General features: G+C 72.7%; 28 protein-coding genes. 14 read left to right on the top strand and 14 right to left on the bottom strand.

Going from position 1 to position 25,483, the window contains the following annotated elements; genetic code table 11:
- Positions 1-117: 117 nt before the first annotated feature.
- The 3 genes from DQE82_RS06000 to DQE82_RS05990 form a co-directional block, all read right to left on the bottom strand.
- Positions 118-522 carry a hypothetical protein gene (locus DQE82_RS06000; protein ID WP_030503772.1) on the bottom strand — a complete coding sequence of 135 codons (405 nt, stop codon included), beginning with the start codon at positions 520-522 and terminating at the stop codon, positions 118-120.
- A 342-nt stretch (positions 523-864) separates the two neighbouring features.
- Positions 865-1,536 carry a hypothetical protein gene (locus DQE82_RS05995; RefSeq protein ID WP_113972175.1) on the bottom strand — a complete coding sequence of 224 codons (672 nt, stop codon included), beginning with the start codon at positions 1,534-1,536 and terminating at the stop codon, positions 865-867.
- 102 nt (positions 1,537-1,638) lie between these two features.
- Positions 1,639-2,520, bottom strand: coding sequence for an NAD(P)-dependent oxidoreductase (locus tag DQE82_RS05990; protein WP_113972174.1), 882 nt, complete (start codon positions 2,518-2,520; stop codon positions 1,639-1,641).
- A 97-nt stretch (positions 2,521-2,617) separates the two neighbouring features.
- Here DQE82_RS05990 and DQE82_RS05985 point away from each other — a divergent pair, with 97 nt between their 5' ends.
- Positions 2,618-2,980 (top strand): helix-turn-helix domain-containing protein, encoded by a 363-nt coding sequence (locus tag DQE82_RS05985; protein WP_113972173.1) that lies wholly within the window; start codon positions 2,618-2,620, stop codon positions 2,978-2,980.
- Between the two features lie 15 nt (positions 2,981-2,995).
- On the opposite strand, the gene DQE82_RS05980 is transcribed toward DQE82_RS05985, so the two are convergent.
- Positions 2,996-3,820, bottom strand: a complete 825-nt coding sequence (locus DQE82_RS05980) for a TrmH family RNA methyltransferase (RefSeq protein ID WP_064448863.1) — start codon at positions 3,818-3,820, stop codon at positions 2,996-2,998.
- A gap of 63 nt (positions 3,821-3,883) precedes the next feature.
- Between DQE82_RS05980 and DQE82_RS05975 the strand changes: the two genes are divergently transcribed.
- Positions 3,884-4,438 carry a DUF3592 domain-containing protein gene (locus DQE82_RS05975; RefSeq protein ID WP_233514594.1) on the top strand — a complete coding sequence of 185 codons (555 nt, stop codon included), beginning with the start codon at positions 3,884-3,886 and terminating at the stop codon, positions 4,436-4,438.
- A 9-nt stretch (positions 4,439-4,447) separates the two neighbouring features.
- Here DQE82_RS05975 and DQE82_RS05970 read toward each other — a convergent pair whose 3' ends face one another.
- Positions 4,448-5,068 (bottom strand): pyridoxamine 5'-phosphate oxidase family protein, encoded by a 621-nt coding sequence (locus DQE82_RS05970; protein ID WP_030503779.1) that lies wholly within the window; start codon positions 5,066-5,068, stop codon positions 4,448-4,450.
- A gap of 167 nt (positions 5,069-5,235) precedes the next feature.
- Between DQE82_RS05970 and DQE82_RS05965 the strand changes: the two genes are divergently transcribed.
- Genes DQE82_RS05965 through DQE82_RS05955 form a run of 3 tightly spaced genes read left to right on the top strand, consistent with a single transcriptional unit; the run spans position 5,236 to position 7,443 of the window.
- Positions 5,236-5,742 carry a DUF2231 domain-containing protein gene (locus tag DQE82_RS05965; protein ID WP_030503780.1) on the top strand — a complete coding sequence of 169 codons (507 nt, stop codon included), beginning with the start codon at positions 5,236-5,238 and terminating at the stop codon, positions 5,740-5,742.
- Entirely contained in the window at positions 5,739-6,275 is a 537-nt protein-coding gene (locus DQE82_RS05960; protein WP_043327210.1) for an Hsp20/alpha crystallin family protein, read from the top strand. Before DQE82_RS05965 ends, DQE82_RS05960 begins: the two co-directional genes overlap by 4 nt.
- A 7-nt stretch (positions 6,276-6,282) precedes the next feature.
- Entirely contained in the window at positions 6,283-7,443 is a 1,161-nt protein-coding gene (locus DQE82_RS05955) for a glycosyltransferase family 9 protein (RefSeq protein ID WP_113972172.1), read from the top strand.
- Here the strand turns inward: DQE82_RS05955 and DQE82_RS05950 are convergent.
- Both DQE82_RS05950 and rfaE2 read right to left on the bottom strand, forming a co-directional pair.
- The gene (locus DQE82_RS05950) at positions 7,418-8,290 is read right to left on the bottom strand and encodes a glycosyltransferase family 2 protein (protein ID WP_113972171.1); all 873 of its coding nucleotides are present in this window, start codon (positions 8,288-8,290) and stop codon (positions 7,418-7,420) included. The two genes, DQE82_RS05955 and DQE82_RS05950, sit on opposite strands and share 26 nt — an antisense overlap.
- Entirely contained in the window at positions 8,287-10,152 is a 1,866-nt protein-coding gene (gene rfaE2 / locus DQE82_RS05945) for a D-glycero-beta-D-manno-heptose 1-phosphate adenylyltransferase (RefSeq protein WP_233514593.1), read from the bottom strand. Before rfaE2 ends, DQE82_RS05950 begins: the two co-directional genes overlap by 4 nt.
- A 119-nt stretch (positions 10,153-10,271) precedes the next feature.
- Here rfaE2 and DQE82_RS05940 point away from each other — a divergent pair, with 119 nt between their 5' ends.
- Entirely contained in the window at positions 10,272-10,826 is a 555-nt protein-coding gene (locus DQE82_RS05940) for a type 1 glutamine amidotransferase domain-containing protein (protein WP_043327208.1), read from the top strand.
- A gap of 56 nt (positions 10,827-10,882) precedes the next feature.
- Positions 10,883-12,550 carry an MDR family MFS transporter gene (locus DQE82_RS05935; RefSeq protein WP_064448866.1) on the top strand — a complete coding sequence of 556 codons (1,668 nt, stop codon included), beginning with the start codon at positions 10,883-10,885 and terminating at the stop codon, positions 12,548-12,550.
- A 7-nt stretch (positions 12,551-12,557) separates the two neighbouring features.
- Here DQE82_RS05935 and DQE82_RS05930 read toward each other — a convergent pair whose 3' ends face one another.
- On the bottom strand, positions 12,558-13,049 hold the full coding sequence (locus DQE82_RS05930) for an NUDIX domain-containing protein (RefSeq protein ID WP_030503787.1): 492 nt from the start codon (positions 13,047-13,049) through the stop codon (positions 12,558-12,560).
- A 100-nt stretch (positions 13,050-13,149) separates the two neighbouring features.
- On the opposite strand from DQE82_RS05930, the gene DQE82_RS05925 reads away from it, so the two are divergent.
- Positions 13,150-14,784 carry a fatty acid--CoA ligase gene (locus DQE82_RS05925; protein ID WP_176722787.1) on the top strand — a complete coding sequence of 545 codons (1,635 nt, stop codon included), beginning with the start codon at positions 13,150-13,152 and terminating at the stop codon, positions 14,782-14,784.
- 180 nt (positions 14,785-14,964) lie between these two features.
- Here DQE82_RS05925 and DQE82_RS05920 read toward each other — a convergent pair whose 3' ends face one another.
- From DQE82_RS05920 to DQE82_RS05900, 5 genes are all read right to left on the bottom strand, one after another.
- A complete protein-coding gene (locus DQE82_RS05920; protein ID WP_113972170.1) occupies positions 14,965-15,978 on the bottom strand; it encodes an NADPH:quinone reductase in 1,014 nt (337 codons plus the stop codon).
- A 91-nt stretch (positions 15,979-16,069) separates the two neighbouring features.
- A complete protein-coding gene (locus tag DQE82_RS05915) occupies positions 16,070-17,206 on the bottom strand; it encodes a glutathione-independent formaldehyde dehydrogenase (RefSeq protein ID WP_113972169.1) in 1,137 nt (378 codons plus the stop codon).
- 41 nt (positions 17,207-17,247) lie between these two features.
- A complete protein-coding gene (locus DQE82_RS05910) occupies positions 17,248-17,901 on the bottom strand; it encodes an HAD family phosphatase (protein ID WP_113972168.1) in 654 nt (217 codons plus the stop codon).
- Positions 17,902-17,932: 31 nt separating this feature from the next.
- Positions 17,933-18,781 (bottom strand): hypothetical protein, encoded by an 849-nt coding sequence (locus DQE82_RS05905; RefSeq protein WP_199495966.1) that lies wholly within the window; start codon positions 18,779-18,781, stop codon positions 17,933-17,935.
- Between the two features lie 139 nt (positions 18,782-18,920).
- Positions 18,921-19,676 (bottom strand): FKBP-type peptidyl-prolyl cis-trans isomerase, encoded by a 756-nt coding sequence (locus DQE82_RS05900; RefSeq protein WP_043327194.1) that lies wholly within the window; start codon positions 19,674-19,676, stop codon positions 18,921-18,923.
- Between the two features lie 63 nt (positions 19,677-19,739).
- On the opposite strand from DQE82_RS05900, the gene DQE82_RS05895 reads away from it, so the two are divergent.
- Positions 19,740-20,132: a PPOX class F420-dependent oxidoreductase gene (locus DQE82_RS05895; RefSeq protein WP_043327192.1), complete on the top strand. Its 393-nt coding sequence runs from the start codon at positions 19,740-19,742 to the stop codon at positions 20,130-20,132.
- A gap of 50 nt (positions 20,133-20,182) precedes the next feature.
- Here the strand turns inward: DQE82_RS05895 and DQE82_RS05890 are convergent, their stop codons facing one another.
- Positions 20,183-21,202 carry a Ku protein gene (locus DQE82_RS05890; protein ID WP_113972166.1) on the bottom strand — a complete coding sequence of 340 codons (1,020 nt, stop codon included), beginning with the start codon at positions 21,200-21,202 and terminating at the stop codon, positions 20,183-20,185.
- Between the two features lie 86 nt (positions 21,203-21,288).
- Here DQE82_RS05890 and ligD (DQE82_RS05885) point away from each other — a divergent pair, with 86 nt between their 5' ends.
- The 5 genes from ligD (DQE82_RS05885) to DQE82_RS31310 all read left to right on the top strand — a co-directional run bounded on the left by ligD (DQE82_RS05885) (position 21,289) and on the right by DQE82_RS31310 (position 25,399).
- Positions 21,289-22,227: a non-homologous end-joining DNA ligase gene (ligD, locus tag DQE82_RS05885; protein WP_113972165.1), complete on the top strand. Its 939-nt coding sequence runs from the start codon at positions 21,289-21,291 to the stop codon at positions 22,225-22,227.
- A complete protein-coding gene (gene ligD / locus DQE82_RS05880; RefSeq protein ID WP_043327186.1) occupies positions 22,217-23,131 on the top strand; it encodes a non-homologous end-joining DNA ligase in 915 nt (304 codons plus the stop codon). Before ligD (DQE82_RS05885) ends, ligD (DQE82_RS05880) begins: the two co-directional genes overlap by 11 nt.
- A gap of 77 nt (positions 23,132-23,208) precedes the next feature.
- A complete protein-coding gene (locus DQE82_RS05875) occupies positions 23,209-23,928 on the top strand; it encodes a TIGR03089 family protein (protein WP_113972164.1) in 720 nt (239 codons plus the stop codon).
- Between the two features lie 433 nt (positions 23,929-24,361).
- Positions 24,362-25,219 carry a GNAT family N-acetyltransferase gene (locus DQE82_RS05870; protein ID WP_113972371.1) on the top strand — a complete coding sequence of 286 codons (858 nt, stop codon included), beginning with the start codon at positions 24,362-24,364 and terminating at the stop codon, positions 25,217-25,219.
- A 45-nt stretch (positions 25,220-25,264) separates the two neighbouring features.
- A complete protein-coding gene (locus tag DQE82_RS31310) occupies positions 25,265-25,399 on the top strand; it encodes a toxin-antitoxin system HicB family antitoxin (RefSeq protein ID WP_255423634.1) in 135 nt (44 codons plus the stop codon).
- Positions 25,400-25,483 lie beyond the last annotated feature (84 nt).

Genomic DNA, 25,483 nt, shown 5'->3' with positions numbered 1-25,483 from the left:
ACTCTGCTCCTGTCCTGGATACACGACTGCATCCAGGACAGACATGTGCAGCACCGCGTCAAGTGCTACAGGTGATCACCGTCACGGGTGGTTCGACCGGATCTGGCGCCTCTGGCCTCAGCCGATGCGTAGCAGCAACACCTGGTCGTCGCGGAGTTCGGAGATGCTGTCGCGCAACAGCCTCAGCCCATCCAAACCGGCCGTGCCGCTCTCCTCGAAGTCCAGTCCCATTTCCTCGAAGTGGGCGGCCAACTCCGCCTCGCGGTGCCCGGCGGGGTCGAGCTGATCCAGGAACCGCTTGTGTGCGGGAGTGATGAGCACGGTCAGGTCGTGCACCTTGTTGATGGCCGCCGACTCGGCATCGAACTCCGACTGCTCCAGGTCTACGTCGCGCTCCTCCAGATAGCTCAAGACGTGCAGCATGCAGTACCCGGACCAGTCGTACTCCTCCCGCGGCTCGCGTCCGTGTTCGGCGAGGTAGGAGCCGAGTGACGACGACGATGTGCGGGCGAGGCGGGCCAACTCGGGGATGCTTCTCCTGGGAACCAGGGTCAGTGACGCGACAGCAGACAACGCACCCTCCGTCGTACGGACTCTGCCGGGCAGGCTACGGGGAGGGAGCGACAACGTGTCAGCGGATCGTTGCGGCGGCCGATGGCTCCCTAGCCATCTGTACAGCTAAGGAAAGCCGCAGGCGCTGACGGCACCCGACCCATGTCGTAACCGCCTGTTACGGTGCGCCGCAGTTGGCCGGTCAGAGCAACCCCACGCAGACCCACGAGCCCGAGGTGAGCGGCCCGCATCCAATCCGCATCTCGCGTTGCGACCGCCTTGCCCAGCCGGTTGGCGACGGCGTCCAGGTCGTCACCGAACAGAGCCACGTACACCTCCAAGTGATGGTGCGGGGGAGCCGGACAAGACGGCGGCAGCGGCCCAGGCCAGCAGCAAGCCCATGGTCAGGCCGGGCGGCAGGTACCAGAACGTGAGGAAGCCGGCTGGTGGCGTCAACGGCAGTGCCGCGACGAGCGCCCATGCGACGCGGCGCGACAGCACGCCGCGACGCAGCCCCTGCAGCCCGCACCAGACGGTGCCCACCAGCGCCGTCAACAGGGCCACGAGGTCGAACAACCACCCGTACCCGGGGCTGCTGTATTCCAGGCCGATAGCGATGGCCGCGGCGAGGAGCCCGTACCTCGTGAGGCGGCGGGGCGTCGCGGTGGTGCGGCCGGTCACCGTCCAGACGAGCGGCAGCGCCAGCAGCACGGACACGAAGAAGGGCCCGCGCCAGATCCACGCCGGCTCCCCACCGTCGAACAACGGCAGGTTCTCGGCCATCCATCGCGACGGAGCGGGTAGGGAGCTGACGGCGCGGCCGCCGCCGACCTCCCACTGCGTGGCCATCGCGGCGCCGAGCACCGCCGCGATCACCGGCGCGAGAACCGCCAGGACGCGCCGCCAGCGGGCGACCGGCACCTTGCCCTCGACGCCGGTCGGGCCGGCACGATCGGGTACGCGCTGCGGATGCTTCTGTCGCATCGGACGATCGTCATTGCGTCGCTGGGAATTCTCATCAGGGGAACAGCCGGGATCACCATCGGCGTATCGGCGGTCCACGTGGGTTGTCTCGGTCCGCGGCGGTCAGCGCACCAGCAGGTCGATGACGCCCGTCAGGTCCTCCTCGCCGCTGCCCTCGGCCAGGCGGCGGCGCATCAGCTCGAAGTAGGGGCTGAGCAGTTCCGGGCTGACCCCCTGCTCTGCCGCGGTGCGCAGGAACGTCGGTGTGCCGGCCACCTGCATGGCGAGATTGGAGACGACGCCCTTCGTGTAGTCGCCGCTGCGCAGCTGGTCGGCGGTCTGGTGAACGGTCGGGGCCATCGCGACGAGCCAGTCGACGAGCAGCGGGGCCAGCGACGCGGGGTCGATGTCCTCCCGGCGGATCAGGGCGAAAGCGTGCGCTGCCCCGGCGAACATGCCGTACATGGCGCTGAGCAGGGCGACGTCGTGCAGGGCGGCGAAGCCTGCGTCCGGGCCGACGTAGGTGGTGCCGGCCGGGACGGCGAGCGTCTCCCGGTGCCGTTCGAACAGCTCGCGGGAGCCGCTGTAGAAGACGTAGCCGCCGGCGTCCGGGACGCCGATCATCGGAGGGACGGCCATGATTCCGCCGTCCAGGTAGCGGGCGCCGCGCTCGCGGGCCCAGTCGGCTCGGGCGCGGGCCTGGGCGGGCGTACCCGTGGTCAGGTTGACCAGGTCCCTGCCGGCCAGGTCGGCGTCGGCCAGCACCTCCTCGACCGAGGCGTCGTCCAGCAGGCAGACGACGACAAGGGTGTTCGCGGCGACGGCCTCGGCGGCGCTGTCGGCGACCGTCGCTCCCTCGGCGGATATCGCCGCGGCGCGGGCCGGGGTGCGGTTCCAGACGGTGAGCGGGTGGCCGGCGGCGAGCCAGGCGCGGGCCAGCGCGGCGCCCATCGCGCCGAGGCCCAGCAGCGTCACGGGCGTCTTCTCCACAGTGTCGGGTGCCATGCCGTTCAGGCTGGTCGCAGGCCCGCAGGCGATCAAGTACGCACTTCGGAGTAGGTGGTTACCCTGTGGTGAGCGAGCAGGTCGGAAGGGCGGGGGCATGACGACGTTGAACCGGCCGGGCGCACCGGACGGCCATGTCTGCGGGATCGACGCCGCGATGGAGGTGATCGGGGGCAAGTGGAAGGTGCTGATCCTCTGGGCACTCCACGAGCACCCGTACCGCCGCTTCGGCGAGTTGCGCCGGCTGCTGCCGGGGATCACCGAGAAGGTGCTAGCCGCGCACCTGCGCGAGATGGAGGCGGACGGCGTCGTGCGCCGCGTCTCCTACGACGAGGTGCCGCCCCGCGTCGAGTACTCGCTGACCGAGGACGGCGTACGCCTCAACGACGCGCTCGAGCCGCTGGCCGCCTGGGGACGCGAGCGGCCGTCGAGGACCGCAACCGGCACGGTCGCCTCGTAGCGGCGGGCCCAGGCGTCACCGCTGCTTCGCGCGCTGGCGGGCGGCCTCGTACAGCGCCACCGTCCCGGCCGCCGCCGCGTTCAGCGAACTGGCCGCCCCGACGATCGGGATGCGTACCATCCGGTCGGCCGCCTCCTGCCAGCCCTTGCTGAGTCCGTGCGTCTCGTTGCCGACGAGCAGAAGAGTGGGCCCGGTCAGGTCGTGCTCCGCGACGTCCACGTCGCCGTGTTCGTCCGTACCAATGATCTGGATCTGTGGTCCCTGCTTTCGCATCGCGGCGACCCAGTCGAGGACGGCGTGGTGGCTGGGGACGCGTACGGCCGGTACGGCGAACAGCGACCCGGTGCTGGCCCGTACCGCCTTCGGGTCGTACGGGTCGGCGGCGTGGCCGGTGATCACCACGCCGGACGCGCCGAAGGCGTCGGCGGACCGGATCAGCGTGCCGATGTTGCCCGGGGTCTTGGGGCGGTCGAAGACCACCACGAGCATGTCGGGCCCGACCGGGACGCGGGCCAGGTCGTCATCGGGCTGCGCCACCACGGCCAGCAGTTCGGGGGACTCCTCCTCCTTGCCGCTGAGTTCCCGCATCAGCTCGGGCGCGAGCGCGACCCGCCGGGCGTCGGCGCGGTCGAGCAGTTCCCGGCACCAGCGGGACAACTGTTGCCGGTCCGGGTACAGCAGCGCCCGGATCTCCCAGCCCTGCTCCAGGGCGACGGTGATCGGGCGTACCCCCTGAACCAGGAACTCCCCGGAACGCTGGCGCTTGTTGCGGTTGGTCAGCAGCGCCTGCCACTGCTGGAAGCTCGCGTTCCGGGTGGTGATCGTCAAGGTCTTCGCCACGCAGCCGATTCAACCCCATCGGGGGTCGGCCCCGGGGTTGCGGGCCCCGGCGACGATGGCGCGGTGATCAACCGTCGGTCGTTCCTGATCCGCCTCGCATGCGTACTGCTGGTGGCCGGCGGCGGCGCGTTGCTGTGGCTGCCGTTCCACACCCAGATGGAGCTGGACGACTGGGCGGTGACGCTGCGCGAGCGGGGTACGCCCGCGCGGGCGGTCGTCGTCGACCAGGTGACGGAGAGCGGCGGCAACCGGAGTCCCTCGTCGAGCACCATGTACTTCAGCTACGAGGTGGACGGCCGGACGCACGCGCAGGAGGTGGCCTGCTTCGAGGTGTGCCGGGCCGCCGGAGCGGAGGTGTCGATCTGGGTGAACCCGGCGGACCCGGGTGACTTCGTCACCGACTTCGGTCAGCTCAGCGGCCACCGCGGCCGGGTGCAGGGCGTCCTCGGCGTGGTCGGGCTGGCCGCCCTGGGCGTCGGGGTGGTGCTGGCCCTGTCCGGTATCAGGCGTCGGCGTGTCACCCCGCCGCGCCGCGACCGGCCGCGCCGGGTGGAGCCGGCGACGGGCGGTCGCGGGTACGTGGGCCGGGGCAAGCGCAAGCGCAACGTCCGGCCCTGACCACGGGACTCAGCGGTACAGGGTCTCCAGGTACGCCGGGCCGTAGTGGCGTTCCAGGTCGGCCAGGCTCTCCGCCGGGGCCTCCACCTCTTTGATCAGCCGGGCCCGCGTCGGCAGCACGTCCGGCTGCCAGGTCTCCGGCTGCCACAGCTCGGAGCGCAGGAACGCCTTCGCGCAGTGGTAGAAGATCTGCTCGATCGCGACCTCGACGGCCAGCACCGGCCGGTGGCCCTTGACCTCCATGTCGGCGAACCACGGCGCGTCGGCGATCAGCCGGGCGCGCCCGTTGATCCGCAGCGTGTCGGTGCGGCCGGGAATCAGGAAGATCAACCCGACGTGCGGGTTGGCCAGGATGTTGCGGTAGCCGTCGGCCCGCCGGTTGCCGGGCCGCTCCGGAATCGCGATCGTGGTGTCGTCGAGCACCAGCGCGAAGCCGGGCGGGTCACCCTTGGGGGAGACGTCGCAGGTGCCGTCCGCGCCGGCGGTGGCGATCAGGCAGAACGGTGACGCGGCGAGCCACTCCCGGTCGCGTTCGTGCAGCGTACGGCGGTCCTTGGCGGCAGCGCGCGGCATCGGCGTGCCGATCAGCTCGCGTAGTTCGGCCTCGCTGGTGATCTCCCGGGTCGTCACGTCTTCCTCCCCCGTCCGTTGATCGTCACGACGGTTCCGGCCCGCGACGGGCCGCGTTCCGCCATGGTCAGCCTAGGAGAGCGCGTCGAGTGTCGGGTTTGCCCCCGGGGCCGGCGGGTAGGGACCGGTTCGCAGCGTGCGGCCGGACGTGACGGATGGAGGCCGAGATGGAGAGCCGGCTCAAGGTGCTCGGCCATCCCGTGCACCCGATGCTCGTGATGTTTCCGGTGGCGCTCTTCGTGACCGCCGTGATCTTCGACGTGGTGGACACCGTGGGCGGGCCCGGCTTCCTGGCCGAAGTCGCGTACTGGAACATCACCGTCGGTCTGATCGGCGGCCTGCTGGCCGCGGCGGCCGGGGCGTTCGACCTGCTCGCCCTGCCGGCCGGCACCCGCGCCAAGCGGGTCGGTGTCACCCACGCCGCCGCCAACGTGGCGGTGATTCTGCTGTTCGCCGCGGTCTGGGTGGTCCGGCTCAACGCCGACTCGCGGGCGGCCGGGGGCGCGCTCGTCGCCATCGAGGTGGTCGCCCTGGCGATCCTCGGCGTCAGCGCGTGGCTCGGTGGTGAACTGGTGGACCGCCTCGGCGTCGGCGTCGACCCGGAGCACGATCTCAACGCGCCCAGCTCGCTGCGACCCCCCTCGGCGACCCAGCGGATCGGAGACGCGCGATGACGGAACAGGGCAGCGGACGGGGCTGGCGTGGCCGCCAGCAGGGCTGGGACCCGATGGGCGAGCTCCAGTCGCTGCGCTCCGAGCTGAGCCGGCTGGTCGGCGGACGCTCCGGCAGCCAGGACGTGGATCTGGCCGAGACGGCGGACGGCTGGGAGGTGGTCGTCCGGCTCCCCGGTGTGGCGCCGGAGGAGGTGGCCGTCGAGCTGGACGACCGGGAGCTGTGCGTACGCGCCCGGTCGGAAGCCGAGGTGAACGCCGACCACGGCATCCCGGGCGGGTTCACCACGCGTGGCTTCGAGTACCGCGTCGACCTGCCGTCCCGGGTGGACCCGGACCGGATCGACGCGGTGATGGACCACGGCCTGCTCCGGGTGCGGTTGCCCCGGGCGGCCCGGCCCGCGCCGCGCACCATCACCGTCGGCCGCACCGGCCCGCGCGCGGGCGTCGACCGTACGCCGATGCCGGCCGACCCGGCCGCGGACCGGGAGCTGCACCACCCGGACACCGCGCTCGACGAGATCGACAGGCCGTAGGGGCCGCGTGACCAGCCCGTCGGGTGACTCCGACCCGCCGCGCCGCGACCCGGAGCCGTCGCTGCTCGGCCCGGTCGGCGAGCGTGTGCCCGACGTCGAGCGGATCGCCGTGCTGCGCGCCAACGCGCTCGGCGACTTCATCTTCGTGCTGCCGGCGCTGGACGCGCTGCGGTCGGCGTACCCGTCGGCGGAGATCGTGCTGCTCGGCGCGCCGTGGCACGCGGCGCTCTGGCGCGACCGGCCCGGCCCGGTGGACCGGGTGCTGGTGGTGCCGGCAGCGCCCGGCATCCGCGATCCGGGCCCGGGCGAGTCGCCGGGCGACGTGCCGGGCTTCCTGGCCGCGGCCCGCGCCGAGCGGTTCGACCTGGCGTTGCAGGTGCACGGCGGTGGCGCGAACTCCAACCCGCTGGTGGCGGGCCTCGGCGCGCGGGTCACCGCCGGCCTGCGGGCCGAGGGCGCGCCGCCGCTCGACCGCTGGCTGCGCTACGTCTACTACCAGCACGAGGTGATCCGCTACCTGGAGGTCGCCGCGCTGGTCGGCGCGCCCGCCACCACGATCACCCCGTCGCTGGCGGTCACCGCCGCCGACCGGGCCGAGGCCGCCGCCGTGCTCGGCCCGCCCACCCGGCCCCGGGTGGCGCTGCACCCCGGCGCCACCGACACGCGGCGGCGCTGGCCGCCGGAATGCTTCGCCGAGGTCGCCCGCGCGCTCGCCGGAGACGGGTACGAGGTGCTTGTCACCGGCACCCCCGCCGAGCAGGAGACGGTGGACGCTGTGGTGGCGGCGGCCGGCGTGCCGGTGCGTCCGCAGGTCGGCACGCTCAGCCTCGGCGCGCTGGCCGCCGCGTACGCGGACTGCGCGCTCGTGGTCTCCAACGACACCGGCCCGCTGCACCTGGCCGCCGCCGTGGGCGCGCCGACCGTCGGGGTGTTCTGGGTCGGCAACCTGATCAACGGGGCGTCGCCGCTGCGTGGGCGGCACCGCCCGATCGCCGCCTGGACCACCCACTGCCCGGTCTGCGGCGTCGACTGCACACCCGGGATCTACCCGCACCGGCCCGGCGACGGGGAGTGCCCGCACCGGGTGTCGTTCGTGGCCGACGTGCCGGCGGCCGAGGTGATCGAGGCGGCCCGCGAGCTGCTCACACCTCCGCCGTCGACTCGCTGAGCACCACTTCCCACGCCTCCACGTCCCGCTCGGTGACTGTGGTCGGCGACTCCAGGTGGTAGGCCCCGCTGGGCAGCACACCGGCGCCGCCGTGGCGCTCCAGCACGGCGAGCTGGGCGGCGACGTCCTCGCCCTGGTGCCGGTCGGGCAGCCGCTCCCAGAAGTCGAAGCCACCGGCCTCGACCAGCTTCGCCCGGTCGTAGAGCACGCAGCCGCCGATCCAGGAGACCTTGTACGCCCGCCACTGCCCGGGCGGCAGGTTCAGCTTCTCGGTGACGTGCAGCAGGTTCGCGGCCGGGTGGATCGACGCCCGATGCCACTCCGGCGTGCCCGGCATGATCCGTTCCGGTACCGGCCGTCCGGCCCACTCCTCGTAGTGCTGGTGCGTCTCCGGGCGGACGTCGTCGGCGTAGGAGAGCCCGTGCACCGCGTTGCCGACGAACCCGCAGCCCAGCTCGTCCAGCGCGGTCATCAGCCGGGACAGCGTGCCCGGCTCCAGCCACACGTCGTCGTCGAGGCAGAGCACCGCGTCGGCGGCCGACTGGGCCAGCAGGTAGCACCGGTGTTCGGCCAGGCCGCGACGGGGCAGCCGCCGGGTCAGCAGCACCGGATGCCCCCGGTGCCGCAGCGCCCGGACCATGGTGGCGGCGGCCGGGTGCGCGTACGCGGGCTCGCCGTCGGACTGGTCGCTGACCACCACCCCGAACCCGGGTACGCCCTCCTGCGCGGCCAGCCCGGACAGCGTGACAGCCAGTTCGGCGGGCCGATTGCGGGTGGGAATGAGCACGTCGAGGCGGCGGCGCTGCCGGAACTGCCCGGGCGTGCCCGGGTCGAGCGGTCGGGTCACGCCGGCCTGCCTTCGCCCACGGGGCTGTCCTCGCTCCGCTCGGTGCGTTCGCTCATGAGCGACTGGGCGCGGATCCGGTCGATGATCGCCGAGGTGGAGCGGTCCGGCACGTACCCGAGCGTGCGTACCTGCCCGCCCAGCCGCCGCACCAGCGGCGCCTCCGGCACCATCTCCGGCGGGTAGTCGCCGCCCTTGACGTAGACGTCCGGCCGGACCGCCTCGATCAGCCGGGCCGGGGAGTCCTCCTCAAAGACCACCACGTGGTCGACGCAGGCCAGCGCCGCCAGCAGCGCGATCCGGTCCTCGACCGGGTTGACCGGCCGGTCCGCGCCCTTGAGCCGGCGGACGCTGCCGTCCGAGTTGACCGCCACGATCAGCAGGTCACCGAGCGCGCGGGCCTGAGTCAGGTAGCGGACGTGCCCCGGGTGCAGCACGTCGAAGCAGCCGTTTGTGAACACCACCGACCGCCCGGCCTGCCGGTGCTCGTCCACCAGCGCGGCCAGTTCGTCGGCGCCGACCAGCGCCGGGTGCCCGCCGTCGTCCGGGCCGGTGCCGAGCGCGGCGAGGAGGTCCTCGCGGCGGCACACGCAGGTGCCGGTGTCGGCGACCGTGATGGTGGCGGCGAGCTGCGCGAGCTGGGCGGCGGTGGGCAGGCCGGCGTCGGCGGCGAGCGCCAGCGTCATGGCCGCCAGGTACGCGTCCCCGGCGCCCACCGCGTGACTGGCCGGGACCGGGGTGCTGTGGCTGCGCCGGGGCTCGCCCTCGGCGCCGCCGACCACCGCGCCCTCGGTGTCCAGGGTCACCGCCACCACGTCCGCGCCGGTGTGCTCGCGCAGCTCGGGCAGGCGCGACTCGGCCAGCACAGCCCGGTCTACGCCGGTGCCGGCGGTCGCGCTCACCGTCACGCCGGTGCCGGTGACGCTCAGCCCGTCCCCGGTGAGCGCCACCCGCTCCTCGCCGGGCGTCGGCTCGCCGGTCGGGCCGGTCGAGCCGCCGGACGTCGCTGCGGCGGGCGCGCCCGAGGTCGGGTGCGGGCTGCCCGGCGCGCGGTCGCCGGACCCGCCGGGCGCCGCGCCGACCATCAGCTCGGACGGGCCGTCGGCCTCCGCCGGGTGGTCCAGGTGCAGGTCACCCCCATTGGGTACGGCGTTGCGCTCGCCGTGTGCGAAACCGGCGGCGGCGCGGGCCAGCAGCCGGGTGGCCTCGGCGAAGCTCGGCGTCACCACAGTCGGGTTCAGTCCACGCCAGTCGGCCAGGTCGTGCGCGTCCAGCGCCACGGTGCCGTAGCGGTCCCGGTTGGCGACCAGCCAGGCGCGTACCGCCGAGGGCAGGGCGCCCAGGCCGTAGTCGCAGACCACGAGCGTGAGCGGCTGTCCCGGGGCCACCGCGCGCAGCTCCTCGGTGGCGCAGTGCAGGGCGGTCAGCAGCCGTGCCACCCCGTCGTCGTCCAGCGCGTCCTCCGGGCCGCCGGAGTCCTCCCGGAGCAGGATCTGGTTGCCGGCGAGCATCCGCCGCTTCACCGGCGTGGGCCGGCCGGGCTGGCTCACCGTACGGTCCCAGACCGCGGCGCGGTCCAGGCAGTCGTGCAGCTCGTCACCGGCCACGTCGGCGCCGACCGGGGCGACGAGCGCCGCCCGTCCACCGAGCGCCGCCACGTTGACCGCCGTGTTGGCGGCGCCCCCGGCCGCGGAGATCCGCCGCCGCAGGGTGAGGACCGGCGCGGGCGCCTCGCGGCAGAGCCGCTCCGACTCGGCGAACCGCCACTCGTCCAGCATGGCGTCCCCGACGACCAGCACGGGACGCTGCTGCCAGCTCGCCACCACGGTGGCCAGCCGGCGCTCTTCCGCTGCTGCTCCTGCCATGCCTCTGCGGATCCCCCCGCGCCGTCGGGCCAAACGCGACGCGGGCCACCCGGTGCGCCCGGTTTCGCCGCATCGGCCGGGGGAACGGTGCAGACATACCCCGGAGAGGAGAGAAGAGCATGGCAGCGACACTTCAGGGCAAGCGCATCGCCTTCCTGGCCGCCGACGGCGTCGAGGAGGTCGAGTACACCCAGCCCCGGGAGGCGGTGGAGAACGCCGGCGCGCAGGTTGAGCTGGTCTCCCTCGACTCCGGCTCGATCCAGGCCTTCAACCACCTGGACCACGGCAAGCAGTACCGGGTCGACGTCACCGTCAAGGAGGCGGACGCCGGCGCGTACGACGGTCTGGTCCTGCCCGGTGGCGTGGCGAACCCGGACTTCCTGCGCGCGGACCCGGACGCGGTCCGGTTCGTGAAGTCGTTCTTCGACGCCGGCAAGCCGGTCGGCGTGATCTGCCACGGCCCGTGGACGCTGGTCGAGGCGGACGTGGTGCGGGGCCGCACCATCACCTCCTGGCCGAGCCTGCGCACCGACCTCACAAACGCCGGCGCGAACTGGGTCGACAAGGAGGTCGTCACCGACAACGGGCTGGTCAGCAGCCGCAAGCCGGACGACCTGCCGGCGTTCTGCGCCAAGATCGTGGAGGAGTTCGCCGAGGGTCGGCACGCCGCCTGAGGAAAGTCACAGGCCCACCGGGGGCATGATCCGCCCCCGGTGGGATAGGAAGCGGGATGACCGCCCAGACCGCCCCGCCCGCGCTGCCCGCCCGCCAGATCCGCCTGCTGATGTTCGGTCTGATGACCGGGATGCTGCTGGCGGCGCTCGACCAGACCATCGTCGGCACCGCCCTGCCGACGATCGTGGGGGAGTTGGGCGGCATCAACCACTACTCGTGGGTGGTCACCGCGTACCTGCTGGCGTCGACCGCCTCGACGCCGCTGTACGGCAAGATGGCCGACCTGTACGGACGCCGGCCGGTCTTCCTGTTCTCGATCGGCATGTTCCTGCTCGGCTCGCTGCTGGCCGGGCTGTCGCAGGACATGACCCAGCTGATCGTCACGCGCGGCGTGCAGGGTCTCGGCGCGGGTGGGCTGATGACGCTGGCGTTCACCATCATCTCGGACGTGGTCTCGCCCCGGGAGCGCGGCCGCTACCAGGGGTTGTTCGGCGCGGTGTTCGGCGTCTCGTCGGTGGCCGGGCCGCTCGTCGGCGGTTACTTCGCGGAGACCAACTGGCGGTGGATCTTCTACATCAACGTGCCGCTGGCGATCCTCGCCATCGTGGTCTGCTGGCACGTGATGCGGCTGGTGCCGTTCGAGCGGCGGGAGCACACGGTCGACTGGATCGGCGCGGCGCTGCTGGTGGCCGGCGTGAGCTGCCTGCTGCTGGCGCTGAGCTGGGGCGGCGCCGAGTACGCCTGGGGCTCCGGCGTGATCGTCGGCCTGTTCGCCGCGGGCGCGGTGCTGGGCGTGCTGTTCGTCGTCCAGGAGGCGCGGACCAAGGAGCCGATCCTGCCGCTGCGGCTGTTCCGCAGCGCCACGTTCGCGCTGGCGAACGCGGCGGGTTTCGTCCTCGGTCTGGTGATGTTCGGGTCGATCATCTTCATCCCGCTCTACCTCCAGATCGTCAAGGGCGCCTCGCCGACGCGCAGCGGTCTGCTGATGCTGCCGATGATGGCCGGCGTCATCATCACCTCGATCGTCACCGGCCGGGCGATGAGCCGGATCGGCAGGTACAAGTGGTTCCCGGTGGCGGGCGCGGCCGTGCTGGTGGTCGGCATGCTGCTGTTCCAGCAGCTGCGGGTGGCCACCTCGCTCTGGGCCGCGTTCGGCTACATGGTGGTGATCGGGATCGGGCTGGGCCTGTGCATGCAGTCGCTGATCCTCGCCGTGCAGAACGCGGTGAGCGTGCGCGACCTGGGCGCGGGCACGTCCTCGGCCACGTTCTTCCGGTCGCTCGGCGGCTCGTTCGGCGTGGCCATCCTGGGCGCGGTGCTGTCGTCCCGGCTCACCACCGAGCTGGCCGGCCGGCTGCCGGGCGCGCTCGCGCAGCTTCCGCCGGAGCAGCGGGCCGCGGTGTCTGCAGGCGGGAACTTCTCGATCAATGACCCGGCGGCCATCCTGGCCCTGCCCGCCCCGGTACGCGCCGCCGTCCAGGCCTCGTTCGTCGAGTCGCTGCACCTGGTCTTCCTGACCACCGGGCTGATCGCGATCGTCGCGGTGCTGGTCACGCTGGCCATGCCGAACCACCAGTTGCGCGGCACCGGTCCGCAGGGCGCCACCGGCGGCGCCGACCCGATCGGCGGCAAGGCCCCGGCGCCCGGCGGCAAGCCGCTGACGAAGGAGTCGAAGGAGGAGGCCGCCGCCGACATGGAGGCGAAGTCGCAGACGATGCTGTGACCGGCGGCTACTTGAGGATCAGCCGGTTGGTCTGCTCGAACACGTCCAGGTCGGCGAGCGTCTCGTGGACGCTCGACGAGAGCGGGTGCGGGAAGTCCGCCGGACGGAAGAAGGCGGCGTCGGTGGTCTCGTCGGTGAACCGGTCCAGCTCGCCGTCCCACTCGTCGACCCGGAACGCGGTGGTGAAGACCTGGTACGTGTGTCCGTACATGTTGGTGTGGGTGCGGTCCGGGCCGGTGTAGAGCGCGAACGCGCTGACCCGCAGCGCCCGCAGGCCGGTCTCCTCCCGCACCTCGCGAACCGCGCAGTCGGCGATCGACTCGCCCAGTTCCATGGCGCCGGCCGGCAGCGCCCACTGGCCGTTGTCGGAGCGCTGGATCAGCAGCACCCGGGCGGCGTTGTCGCGCACCACGGCGCGGGCGCCGACGAACATCAGGGTGCGGTCACCGGCCAGGGCGCGGAGCTGCCCCACGTACGAGTCGGCCCACGAGATGCTCACCCGGACAATCTACGCATCATCCGTGATCACCTCGGTGGTTCCGGGGGGTTCCGTAGATGTGACCGCCGCCACTACGTTGTTACCCATGCGTAGCACGATGATGGACGCCCCCCTCCAGGTCGCCCGGATCCTCGAACACGGCTCCACCGTGCACGGCGCGGCGGAGGTGGTCACCTGGACCGGCGCCGAACCGCGCCGGATGACGTACGCGGAGGTCGGCCGTGCCGCCGCCCGGCTGGCCCACGCGCTGCGCGACGAGTGCGGCGTGACCGGCGACGAGCGGGTCGCGACGTTCATGTGGAACAACAACGAGCACCTGGTGGCGTACTTCGCCGTGCCGAGCATGGGGGCGGTGCTGCACACGCTCAACATCCGGCTCTTCCCCGACCAGGTCGCCTACATCGCCAACCACGCCGAGGACCGCGTGGTGCTCGTCGACACCACGCTCATCCCGCTGCTCGCCCGGGTGATCGGCGAGATGACCACCGTGGCGCACGTGGTGGTGGTCGGCGGCGGCGACCCGGCCCCGCTGCTGGCCGCCGCCGGTGACCGGATCACCGTGCACCACTGGGACGCGCTGCTGGCCGACCGCCCCGACCACTTCGACTGGCCGGAGGTGGACGAGCGGGACGCGGCCGCGCTCTGCTACACCTCGGGCACCACCGGCCACCCCAAGGGCGTCGCCTACTCGCACCGCTCGATCTACCTGCACTCGCTCCAGGTCTGCATGCCGGAGGGCTTCGGGCTCGGGCCGAACGACCGCGAGCTGGCCATCGTGCCGATGTTCCACGCCATGTCCTGGGGCCTGCCGTACGCGGCCTTCCTCTCCGGCGCCTCGCTGATCATGCCGGACCGGTTCCTCCAGGCCGAGCCGATCGCCGCGATGATCGCCGCCGAGCGCCCCACGCTGGCCGGGGCGGTGCCGACCATCTGGACCGACCTGCTTGCCTACCTGGACGCGCACGAGGTGGACCTCTCCTCACTGAAGGAGGTCATCGTGGGCGGGTCGGCGTGCCCGCCGGCGCTGATGCACGCCTTCCACGACCGCTACGGCATCGACGTCATCCACGCCTGGGGCATGACCGAGATGTCGCCGCTGGGCTCGGTGTCCCGGGCGCCGGCCGGCGCGACCGGCGACGACGCCTGGCGCTACCGCTACACGCAGGGCCGCGTACCGGCGGGCGTGACCGCGCGGATCGTCGGCCCTGCCGGTGAGCCGCTGCCCGCCGACGGGACGTCGGTGGGCGAGCTGGAGGTGCGCGGGCCGTGGGTGACCGCCCGGTACATCGGCGACGACGTGCCGGAGGAGGAGAAGTTCCGGGATGGCTGGCTGCGGACCGGTGACGTCGGCACGCTCTCGCCGGACGGCTACATCACGCTCACCGACCGCGCCAAGGACGTGATCAAGTCGGGCGGGGAGTGGATCTCCTCGGTCGAGCTGGAGAACGCCCTGATGGCGCACCCGGCGGTGCTGGAGGCGTGCGTGGTGGGCGTACCGGACGAGCGCTGGGACGAGCGTCCGCTGGCCACCGTCGTGGTTCGCGAGGGCGCCTCGGTGACCGCCGAGGAACTGCGGGACTTCCTGGCCGGCTCGGTGGCCCGCTGGCAGTTGCCGGAACGCTGGGCGTTCATCGACGCCGTGCCCAAGACCAGCGTCGGCAAGTTCGACAAGAAGGTGGTGCGCTCGCGGTACGCCGACGGCGGGCTCGACGTACGGGAACTGACCGCGTCGTAACGTTTCGGGGCGTACCGTCGCCTACACGGGCAGGAACACGTTTCCAACGGGCATTCCTCCCAGAGGGCGGCCCCGGCGTTCGCACCGCGCCGGGGCCGCCCGTCCGTTACGGGCTGACCCGCACCGTCATTGTTGCGAAACTTGTTCGCGTCTGTCCGGCTGTCGGGGAAATCCGGTCACCTACTCGTCCGCGGTGGTGACCAGCACCTTGCCCACCACGCTGTCCTGCACCGCCTGCTGGGCGGCAGCGGCGTCCGCCAGCGGATACCGGTGCAGCGGCAGCCCGGCGTCCTCACCGACCCGGATCGCGCCCTGCGCCACCGCCGCCGCGATGTCGGTGACCGCCTGCGCCTTGGCGACCTTCGGCGCGGTGTAGATCAGCACGAACTGCCAGCGCGCGTTCGGAACCATCAGCGGCCGGATCGGCAACGTGATCTCGTCGCCGCCGTCGTCGGCGTACACGCAGACCGCCCCGCCGGTACGCAGCATCCGCACGTCGGCGGCGGCGTTGCGGGCGGCGGAGACCTCGACGATCGTGTGCACCCCGTCGGGCGCGACCTTGCGGACCTCCTCGACCACGTCCTGCTCGCGATAGTTGATCACGAAGTCGGCCCCGGCCGCCGCCGCGAGCTGTGCCTTCTCCGGGCTGCTCACAGTCGCGATGACGCACGCGTCGGCCCAGCTCGCGAGCTGGATCGCCGCGTTGCCCACCGCGCCCGCGCCGCCCTGCACCAGCACCACATGGTCGCTCAGCGCGCCCGCGTGCAGCTTGTCCGGCATGTACTCGCCCGCGGTCAGGCAGCGGTGCGCGGTCATGAACGGGATGCCGAGCGCCGCCCCCAGATCGAACGACGCCGGACCGAGCGGCACCGCGTGCCGGACCGGAACCAGCGTGTACTCCGCGGCGGTGCCCCACGGCCGCTGCCACGCCGCCTCCCACACCCAGACCCGCTCGCCGATCAGCGTCCGGTCCACGCCCTCACCGACCGCCTCGACCACCCCGGCGCCGTCCTGGTGCGGAATCTGCCAGCCGCTCGGCAGCGGCCACGCCTGGCGGGCCTTCCAGTCGGTCGGGTTCACCCCCGACACGGCCATCCGCACCAGCACCTCGCCCGGCCCGGGTTCCGGCACGGGCCGCTCGACCACCTGGAGCACCGAGGCGTTCCCGCTGCGCTCGTACACGATCGCCTTCATCGCCGTCCCTCCGCCGTCCTTCCGGGTGCGCTACCCGGCAGCCGCCCGAACATGCGGCCCAGGGCGCACCCGGCCACCGTACGACGGCTCGTCAGGCGGCCGGCTTGAGCACGACCTTCGAGTAGCCCGGCTCGCGGCGGTCGAAGCGCTGGTACGCCTCCGGCGCCGCGTCCAGCGGCAACTCCTTGCTCACCACGAAGCTCGGGGTCGCCCGCCCCGCCATGATCAGGTTTCGCAGGTACGCATTGTAGGTCTTCACGTTCGCCTGCCCGGTGCCGATCCGCAGGCCCTTCTCGAACAGCTTGCCCACCTTGAACAGCAGCTCACCCCGGGCGGAGTGCTCGTCCGGGGCGCCCGGGTCCGCCGCGAGGTAGAGCCCGACCACGCCGATCGCCCCGGTCGCGCGCACCACCTCCACGAGCGTGTTCAGCACCAGCGCCGGCTGCTCCTCGCCGCTGGGCGCGGACGCCTGGTATCCCACCGCGTCCACGCCGTGATCGGTCCCCACCCCGTCGGTCCGGTCCCGGATCTGCTCGACCGGGTCGCCCGCGCTGAAGTCGATCGGGGTGGCGCCGATCGACTCGGCCAGCCGCAGCCGGTCCGGCACCCGGTCCACCACGAACACCTCGGACGCCCCGATCAGCACCGCCGAGTACGCCGCCATCAGCCCGACCGGCCCGCCGCCCATCACGGTCAGGTTCTCGCCCGGCCGCAGCCCGGTCATCGCCACCCCGTGGTAGCCGGTCGGAAAGATGTCGGCGAGCATCGCGTAGTCGTTCTCGTGTTCGGCGCCGGGCGGCAGCTTCAGGCAGTTGAAGTCGGCGAACGGCACCCGCAGGTACTCCGCCTGCCCACCCCGGTACGGCCCCATCGACACATAGCCGTACGCGCCGCCGGCGAAGCCCGGGTTCACCGTCAGGCAGAACCCGGTGCGCTGCTCCCGGCAGTTGCGGCAGAACCCGCACGCCACATTGAACGGCATCGAGACCCGGTCACCCACGCGCAGGCTCGTCACGCCCGGCCCGGTCTCGACGATCACGCCCATGTTCTCGTGGCCGAACACGATGCCCGGTTCGGCGGCCGTCCGTCCCTCGTACATGTGCAGGTCCGAACCGCAGATCGCGGTCGTCGTGACCTGGACGACCACGTCGTTCGGATCCTCGATCCGCGGGTCGTCGACCTCGTTGACGGCCACCTCGTGCGGCCCCTCGTACACCACAGCCCTCATGTCACCGACCGTAGGCCGGGTGGTGGCGGCGGGTGGGTGGTTCAGTCGATCCCCGCCACCACAGCGGGCGTGAGCGCGCCGATCGAGGGGAGCAGCACGGTCGCGAGCGCCTCGGCGTCCGGATCGAGCGGGTACGACCCGTGCGGCACCGCCACCACCCGGCACCCGGCGGCAGCTGCCGAACGGACCCCGTTCGACGAGTCCTCCACGGCCACGCAGCGGGCCGGGTCGACTCCCAGCCGCCCGGCCACTGCGAGCCACACGTCCGGCGCGGGCTTGCCCCGGGCGGTCTCCTCCGTCGACAGCGTCGCGCCGAACGAGCCGGCCAGGCCCGTCGCGTCCAGCGCCGCCGCGATCAGCCGGGTCGGGGAGGAGCTGGCCAGCCCGAGCGGCCACCGCGCGGCGATGCGGCGCACGACCTCCTCCGCCCCGTCGATCACGGGTACGCGCTGCGCGTACCGGCGGGCCATCTCGGTCACCACCTCGGTGGCGACCTGCTCGGCCGACCTGCCGACGCCCAGCTCACCGCTGAGGTACTCGGCCCACTCGCCGGTGCTCATGCCCATCAGCCGGCGCTGCGTGTCCGGCTGCCAGACGCCGCCGTGCTGCGCCACGTACGCGCGCCGGACCTCCTCCCAGACCGGCTCGGAGTCCACGATCACGCCGTCCAGGTCGAAGAGCACCGCGTCCACCATGCCGCCATCCTGCCCCAGCCGGCGGCCCGGCTCACCGTGGCAGCGCGGCTCCGACCGACCGCTGCGCCGGCAGGCCGATCGGCGCCTTGGCCGGGATGATCGTGCGGCAGCGGGTAGCGATCGGCTCCAGCAGGTCCCGCAGCCGGGCGGTACGTTCCGCGCCCAGCGCCCGCCACGGCCCGGCAGCGGCCCGGTCGGTGGCCTCCTCGACCACGCGGAACGTCTCCGTGGCGTACGGCGTGGCCGTCCGGTCGGGGGTCAGCCAGCCCTTCTCCACCAGCCGCTCCTCGGCCGCGGTCCACTGCTCGTCGGTCCAGCCCCGGGCGGGCTGGTGGAACTCGCGGGACTGGTCGACCCGGCACCGCCAGGCCACCACCTCGGCCGGTTCCAGCCCGGTCGTCACCAGCGCCGCCACGTGGCCGTCGCCGCGGTGCTCGCGCAGCGTGGTGGCGGCCTGCCAGAGCCGGGCCAGCGGGTACTCGCCCCGGGGCAGTGCGGCGTTCACCGCGCCGAGCACCCGGCCGGCGACGTCCACCCGCGCGGCCGCCTCCTCCAGCAGGTCGGCGGCCTCGACCAGATGCGACTCGGGCAGCTCGTAGGTGAACTCGGCGAGCGCCTGCACACCACCGGTGAGCCGCGCCCGCAGCGCCTCCTCCGGGGTGGCCAGACGCCACACCGACGGCAGCGCGCGGGCCACCATGGCCGGCGCGAAGCTGAAGAACGCCGCGGTCACGGCGGGCGCGTCGACCGCGCCGAGCGGCGCGGCCCGCCCCGCGAAGTAGCCGCGCCAGTAGCCGCGCAGCCCGACCGCCTCGAACGCGGCGCGGGCCCGCGGATGGAAGTAGGTCACCGCGTGGACCGGCTCGTACAGCGTCCACATCTGCCGGGTCGCCCCGGCCCCGTCCAGCGCCGCCACGTGCACCTCCGCGTCGGTGAGCAGATCACCGCGGACGGACGTGCCGCCCGCGGTGACCATGAACCTACTGCCGCAGGGTGACCGGACGGAAGCCTGGAGTGAGCTACTGCGCAGCCAGCACGTCGACGACGAAGCGCAGCGGCCCGGCCGGGCGGCCACCGGCGGCGTCGTTGCCGTACGCCAGATCGGCCGGCAGGTCCAGCTGCACCCGGCTGCCCACCGGCACGCCGACCAGGCCCTGGTCCCAGCCCTTGATGACCTGGCCCACGCCGATCTGGAAGGTGGCCGGCTGGCCGTTGTCCCAGGACGCGTCGAACTGCTTGCCGTCGGAGTAGAACACGCCCACGTAGTTGGTGGTGATGTTCTGCCCGGCCTTCACCGCCGGCCCGGTGCCCTTCACCAGCGTGGTGACGGTGAGCTTGGTCAGCTCGCCGGTGCCGGCCTGCACTGTCGGCTTGGTCTTCAGCGCCGGGTCGATGCCGGCGGGCAGCTCCGGAGCGGGCATCTCGGTGGGCTCGACCGGGGCGGTGGGGCTGGCCGAGGAGCCGGCGGTGGCCGCCTTGTCGTCGTCCCCGCTGTTCAGCCAGACCAGGCCACCGACCAGGGCCACCACGGCGAGCACGCCGACAGCCGCGCCGAGCATCGACTGCCGGCGGCGACGCGCCTCGGCGGCCTTCTTCTCGGCCAGCTGGGCGGCCAGCCGCCGCCCTGCCTTGGTGGCCGGGGCGGCCTGGCCCTCCGACCGGTTCTCCACACGCTCGCTCACGTCGACTCCCTGCAGGGTGGGTGGGTGCGCCCCCGGCGGGCCGCCGCCGAGGCCAGCGCACACGGTACCCGCCCGGAGCCCCAGCGTGCCCATACGCCCGCACCGATCAGGACACGGAGACCGATACGGGGGCACCGCACAGGGTACGTTTCGGGCATGGCGATCCTCAGCGAAGAAGACCTGGCCCTGCTCGGCGAGCCGCAGCTCGCGCACGTGGCGACGATCGAGGCCGACGGCACCCCGCACGTCACCCCGGTCTGGGTCGACACCGACGGCGAGCACATCGTGTTCAACACGGCCAAGGGGCGGCAGAAGTACCTGAACATGGCCCGCAACCCGGTGGTCGCGGTGTCGGTGGCGGACAAGGCCGACGACTTCCGCACGCTCTGGATCAAGGGCACCGTCGAGTTCGTCACCGAGGGCGCCGACGAGCACATCGACCGGCTGGCGAAGAAGTACCTCGGCCAGGACACGTACCCGTGGCGGCGCCCCGGCGAGGAGCGCGTCATCGTCCGGGTCACCCCGACCGAGAAGCTCGGGCGAGGCTGAGCGGCCCGGCCCCGCCCTCCACCGAGGGCGGGGCCCCGGCCGTACGCGCGTCAGGCGCTCTTCTTCGCGGCGGCCTTCTTCGCCGTCGTCTTCTTGGCGGCGGTCTTCTTGGCCGGTTCGGTCTTCTTCTCCGCCGTCTTCTTCGCGGGGGTCTTCTCGGCGGCCGTCTTCTTCGCCGGCTCGGCCTTCTTCTCGGCCGGCTTCCGGGCCGGGGCCTTCTTCGCGGCCTTCTTCGCCGATCGGGCCGACGAGATCGGCGTCGGCTCGGCCCCACCGCCGGACGGCGCCTCGCCCCGGGCCGCCCGGGCCCGCTCCACGGATGCCTTCAGCGCGGCCATCAGGTCCACCGCGGCGGCCGGCGCGGCCTCTTCCTCCTCCGGCTGCACCACCTCGCGGCCCTCGACCTTCGCGTCGATGACCTCCTGCAACGCCGCCCGGTAGTCGTCGGTGAAGGCGTCCGGCTCGAACTCGCCGGCCATCGAGTCGATCAGTGAACTGGCCATCGCCAGCTCCGGCGGGCGTACCTTCAGGTCCTCGTCCAGGAAACCGAAGTCGGGCCGGCGGATCTCGTCCGGCCACAGCATGGTGTTGAGCAGCAGCACGCCCTCGCGGACCCGCAGCGTCGCGAGCTGCTCCCGCTGGCGCAGCGCCACCTTGACGATCGCCACCCGCTCCGAGTCGGACAGCGCGTCGCGCAGCAGCACGTACGGCTTCGTCGCCGAGCCCTCCGGCTCCAGGAAGTACGCCTTGTTGTAGAGGATCGGATCGACCTGCTCGGCCGGTACGAACTCCAGCACGTCGATCGCGTGCGACGTGCTCAACGGCAGGTCGGCGAAATCCTCGTCGGTGAGGATGACCATCTCGCCACCACCGATGTCGTACCCCTTGGCGATGTCGTCGTAGGTGACCTCCTCGCCGCAGACCGAGCAGGTGCGCTTGTAGCGGATCCGGCCGCCGTCCTCACGGTGCACCTGGTGGAAACGGATGTCCTTCTCCTCGGTGGCCGAGTAGACCTTCACCCCGATCGACACCAGGCCGAACGACACCGCTCCTTTCCAGATCGCCCGCATTTCGCGCTCCTCTCCCCGGTTGACCACCAGAATCGCAAACGATCGAACGGGACGCACGCGCTTCCGCACCCAACTACAGTCGGAACGTGCCCGGCGCGCCGTTGAAGCCGATGCTCGCGACGACCGGGCAGCTCCCGGTCGGCGCCGCCTGGTCGTACGAGTTCAAGTGGGACGGCGTCCGCGCGCTCGCCGACATCTCCCGCGGCGACCGGCACTTCTACGCCCGCTCCGGCGTCGAGATCACCACCGCGTACCCGGAACTGCTCAACCTGGCCGAGCAGGTAGGTGACGCGCTGCTCGACGGCGAGGTGGTCCTCTTCACCGACGGGCAGCCCTCGTTCACCGCGCTCGCCGAACGAATGCACGTGCGCAACCCGGCCAAGGCGGCTCGGCTGGCGGCGACCGTACCCGTCACGTACATGATCTTCGACCTGTTGCGGCTCGACGGCGAGGACCTGACCGCCCGGCCGTGGCGGGAGCGGCGGGCGGCGCTGGAGTCGCTCGGGCTCGGCGCCGCCCGGTGGGCGGTGCCGCCGGTCTTCGGCGACGGCCCGGCCACCTACGCGGCGGCCGGCGAGCACGGGCTGGAGGGGGTGATGGCCAAGCGGGTCGACTCGCTCTACCGGCCCGGCGTGCGCTCCCCGGACTGGGTGAAGGTCAAGCTGGAGGTCACCGGCGACTTCGTGGTCGGCGGCTGGCGGCCCGGCGCGCGGCGCGTCGGCGGTCTGCTCGTCGGCGTGCCCGGCCCGGACGGGCGGTTGATCTACCGGGGGCGGGTCGGCGGCGGGATCGGCGCGGCCATCGAACGGGAACTGCTGCGTGAGCTGGAACCGCTGCGGGCCACCGCGTCGCCGTTCGCCGCCGGGGTGCCGCGCGAGGATGCCCGCGGCGCGATCTGGGTAACTCCCCGGATCGTGGTGGAGGTCAAGTACGGCCAGCGCACGCCGGACGGGAGGCTGCGCTTCCCGCGCATCCTGCGCCTGCGCCCGGACAAGCCGCCCGAGGAGGTCGACGATGCCGGCTGACCGGCTCAAGGTCGAGGTCGAGGGGCGCTCGCTGGAGCTGTCCAACCTGGACAAGGTGCTCTTCCCGCAGGCCGGCTTCACCAAGGGCGAGGTGATCGACTACTACACCCGGATCGCCCCGGTGCTGCTGCCGCACCTGCACGACCGCGCGCTGACCCGGATCCGGTTTCCCAACGGCGTCGACGGCGGCTCGTTCTTCGAGAAGAACGCGCCCGCCGCGACCCCCGGCTGGGTACGCACCGAGAACCTGCCCGCCCCCGGCTCCACGAAGGGGCGGGAAACCATCGACTACGTGGTCTGCGACGAGCTGCCCACGCTGGTGTGGCTGGCGAATCTCGCCGCGTTGGAGCTGCACACTCCGCAGTGGAAGATCGGCGCGCACCCGGACATGATGGTGGTCGACCTGGATCCGGGCGCTCCGGCCGCGCTCAAGCAGTGCTGCCAGGTGGCGCTGCTGATGCGCGACCGGCTGGCTTCCGACGGGATCTCCTCGTTCCCGAAGACGTCCGGGAAGAAGGGCATGCAGCTGTGCTGCCCGATTGCCGGTACGCAGGACGCCGAGATCGTCTCCGACTACGCCAAGCGGATCGCGCAGGAACTGGAGCAGGCGCACCCGAAGCTGGTCGTGTCGAAGATGGCGAAGAACCTTCGGCCCGGCAAGGTCTTCATCGACTGGAGCCAGAACAACGCGGCGAAGACGACAGTGGCGCCGTACTCGCTGCGGGCCCAGCCGGTGCCGGCCGTGTCGACGCCGCTGACCTGGGACGAGGTGGAGGCCGGGGCGGCCGGGAAGCGGCCGTCGACGCGGCCGTACACCGCCGGGGAGGTGCTCAAGCGGGTGGAGAAGCAGGGCGACCTGCTGGCGCCGCTGCTCGACGGCGGTCCCGAGCTGCCCGTGCGCTGATCCGGGCCGCTTCGGTTGCTCCGGACCGGCGGCTCGGACGGTTAGGGTGAGCGGACCGGCAGACAGGAGTTTCGCGCATGGCCCACCAGGCAGCCGTCGCCGTCGCGCCCGACGCGGTCGGGTACCCGCTGCTCAGCTACCACGACGACGGGACGGGCGAACGCACCGACCTGACCGCCGCGCAGCTCGGCGAGTGGACGGCCCGCAGCGCCGGGCTGCTCCGCGACGGTTGCGGGCTGCGCCCCGGTGACCGGGTGGCGGTGCTGCTGCCGCCGCACTGGCGTACCGCGGCGGTGCTGCTCGGGGCCTGGTCGGTCGGGTTGACGGTGTCGTTCCGTCCCCGCGCGCTGGCCGGCCTGCCGGTGCTGGAACCGGGCGCGGACCGGCCGTACGACGCGGTGTTCGTGACGCCGGAGCGCCTCGACGACTGGCTGGAGGACGTGCCCGAGGGGACGCACTGCTACCTGGTGGGCACCGGTCCGGGGCCGCTCGGCGAGGTGCCGCCGGGCTGGCTGGACTGGTCGGCCGAGGTGCTGCGGCACCCCACCGACCCGCCGGACTACACGGCAGTCGACCCGTCCGGCCCGGCCACCGCGGACGGCACCAGCTTCGGCGCGTGGCGTCGCCTGGCCGCCGAGATCGCCACCCAGCTCGATCTGCACCCCGGCGACCGCCTCCGGGTGGACCCGACCGAGGACGAGCAGCCCCTGAAGTGGCTCTTGGCCCCCCTCTCCGCGAGTGCCACGGTCCTGATCCACGCCAACTCCGCCTCCGCATCCGCCTCCTCGCCTCGCTGATCTTGCAGTCGCGGCCCCTCGGGTGCCGGGTTTGTGGCTTGAGTCCGGGCCGCAACTGCATGATCAACGGCACTCCTGGCGTTTCGCGTCGATCCACGAAGAGATCTTGGAAGGAAGCGGTCGTCATGAGGGCCCTCTCCTTCCAAGATCTCCGCGAGTCCCAGTGAGCGAAACGCTCGTCTCATGTTGCGGGCGCGCGGGGTAGTCGCGCACGGCCCTCTTCTGCGCTGCCCACGCGCTCGCGCCGATCTTGGAGTTGTGGTGCCTCGCGTAAGCCGTGAAGCGGGCATCTGAGGCGCCACAACTCCAAGATCGACGCGGGGGTGGGTGGGTGGGTGGGTGGGTGGGGAATCCGGTTGACCGTGAGGGACGGGGTTTGGCCTACTGCGTCGGGGTGCCGGGCCGTGGGGTCGGGCGGGGGACGGGAGTGGGCGTGGGCGGGACGGGTGCGCTTGTGTGGCGGGAGGTCGGCGAGGACGACCTGCCCGCGTTGACCGGCCTGGCGCAGGCGTGCCTCGCCACTGACGGCGGGCTGTCGCTGTTCGGGCGTACCCCGCTGGTGCGGGCGCGGCTGCTTCAAGCGCGTACCCACGGGGCGTGGTCCGGCGGCGACCTGGTCGCGGCCGTCGGGGTCGGCGCCGGGCGGACGCCGGCCACCGCCACCGGCCTCGTGCACCCCGCGTGGCGCGGGCGCGGGCTCGGCGGCGCGCTGCTCGACTGGGCGGAGAAGCACGCCGGCGACGCTGGACTGCTGGTCACCACGGAGACGTGGAACGTAGGCGCGGAGGAGTTGTTCGCCAAGCGCGGCTACACGCGGACGTTTCTGGAGTGGGTGCTGCGGCACGACCTCGACGCGCTGCCCGAGGTCACCGCGCCGGACGGCGTCACGGTGGAGCCCGCCACGCTGGGGCCGGAGCTGTTCGCCACCTACCGCGCGTCGTTCGCCGACCGGCCCGGATTCGTGGAGCCGGAGGCCGACGAGTGGCTGGGCGACCTGCGCGACGACGAGGACTTCCGGCCGGAGTTGACGCTGCTCGCGCGCGGCCCGGACGGCGTGGCGGCCGGATTCGTCACCGTGCTCGACAACTGGATCGACCAGGTCGGCGTCGTGCCGGACTGGCGCGGGCGGCGGGTCGGCGCGTACCTGGTGGCGCGCGTGCTGCGCGGCCTCGCCGACGCGGGCGCGGACGCCGCGTGGCTCTGCGTCAACGACGACAACCCGGCCGCCGGGCTGTACCGGCGGCTCGGCTTCCGCGACTTCGGCCGCCGCGCCCGCTACCTGCGTGGCTGACCCGGCGCGGGAGGCGATCCTGCGCGGGCTGGCGGCGCTGAGCCGCTGTCCGAGCGCAGGTACTCGGGCAAGTTCAACCTGCGGGTCGGCGAGAGCCTGCACCGAGAGTTGGCCATCCACGCCGTCGAGGAAGGCATGAGCCTGAACCAGTACCTGCTGAGGAAGCTGAGCGCCGCCTGACCCGTCCGGAGCGGTCCCTGCCGGGGACTGTTGCCGAGGCCCATTGACGTGGTCTTATGGCGGGACGACGACGTCATCGATCCG

Origin of the sequence: Micromonospora sp. LHW51205, assembly GCF_003315815.1 — a bacterium.
In the GTDB taxonomy this organism is placed as follows: domain Bacteria; phylum Actinomycetota; class Actinomycetes; order Mycobacteriales; family Micromonosporaceae; genus Micromonospora; species Micromonospora chalcea.
Note: the sequence above shows the minus strand (reverse complement) of the source record. Positions and strands in the feature narration are given on the sequence as shown.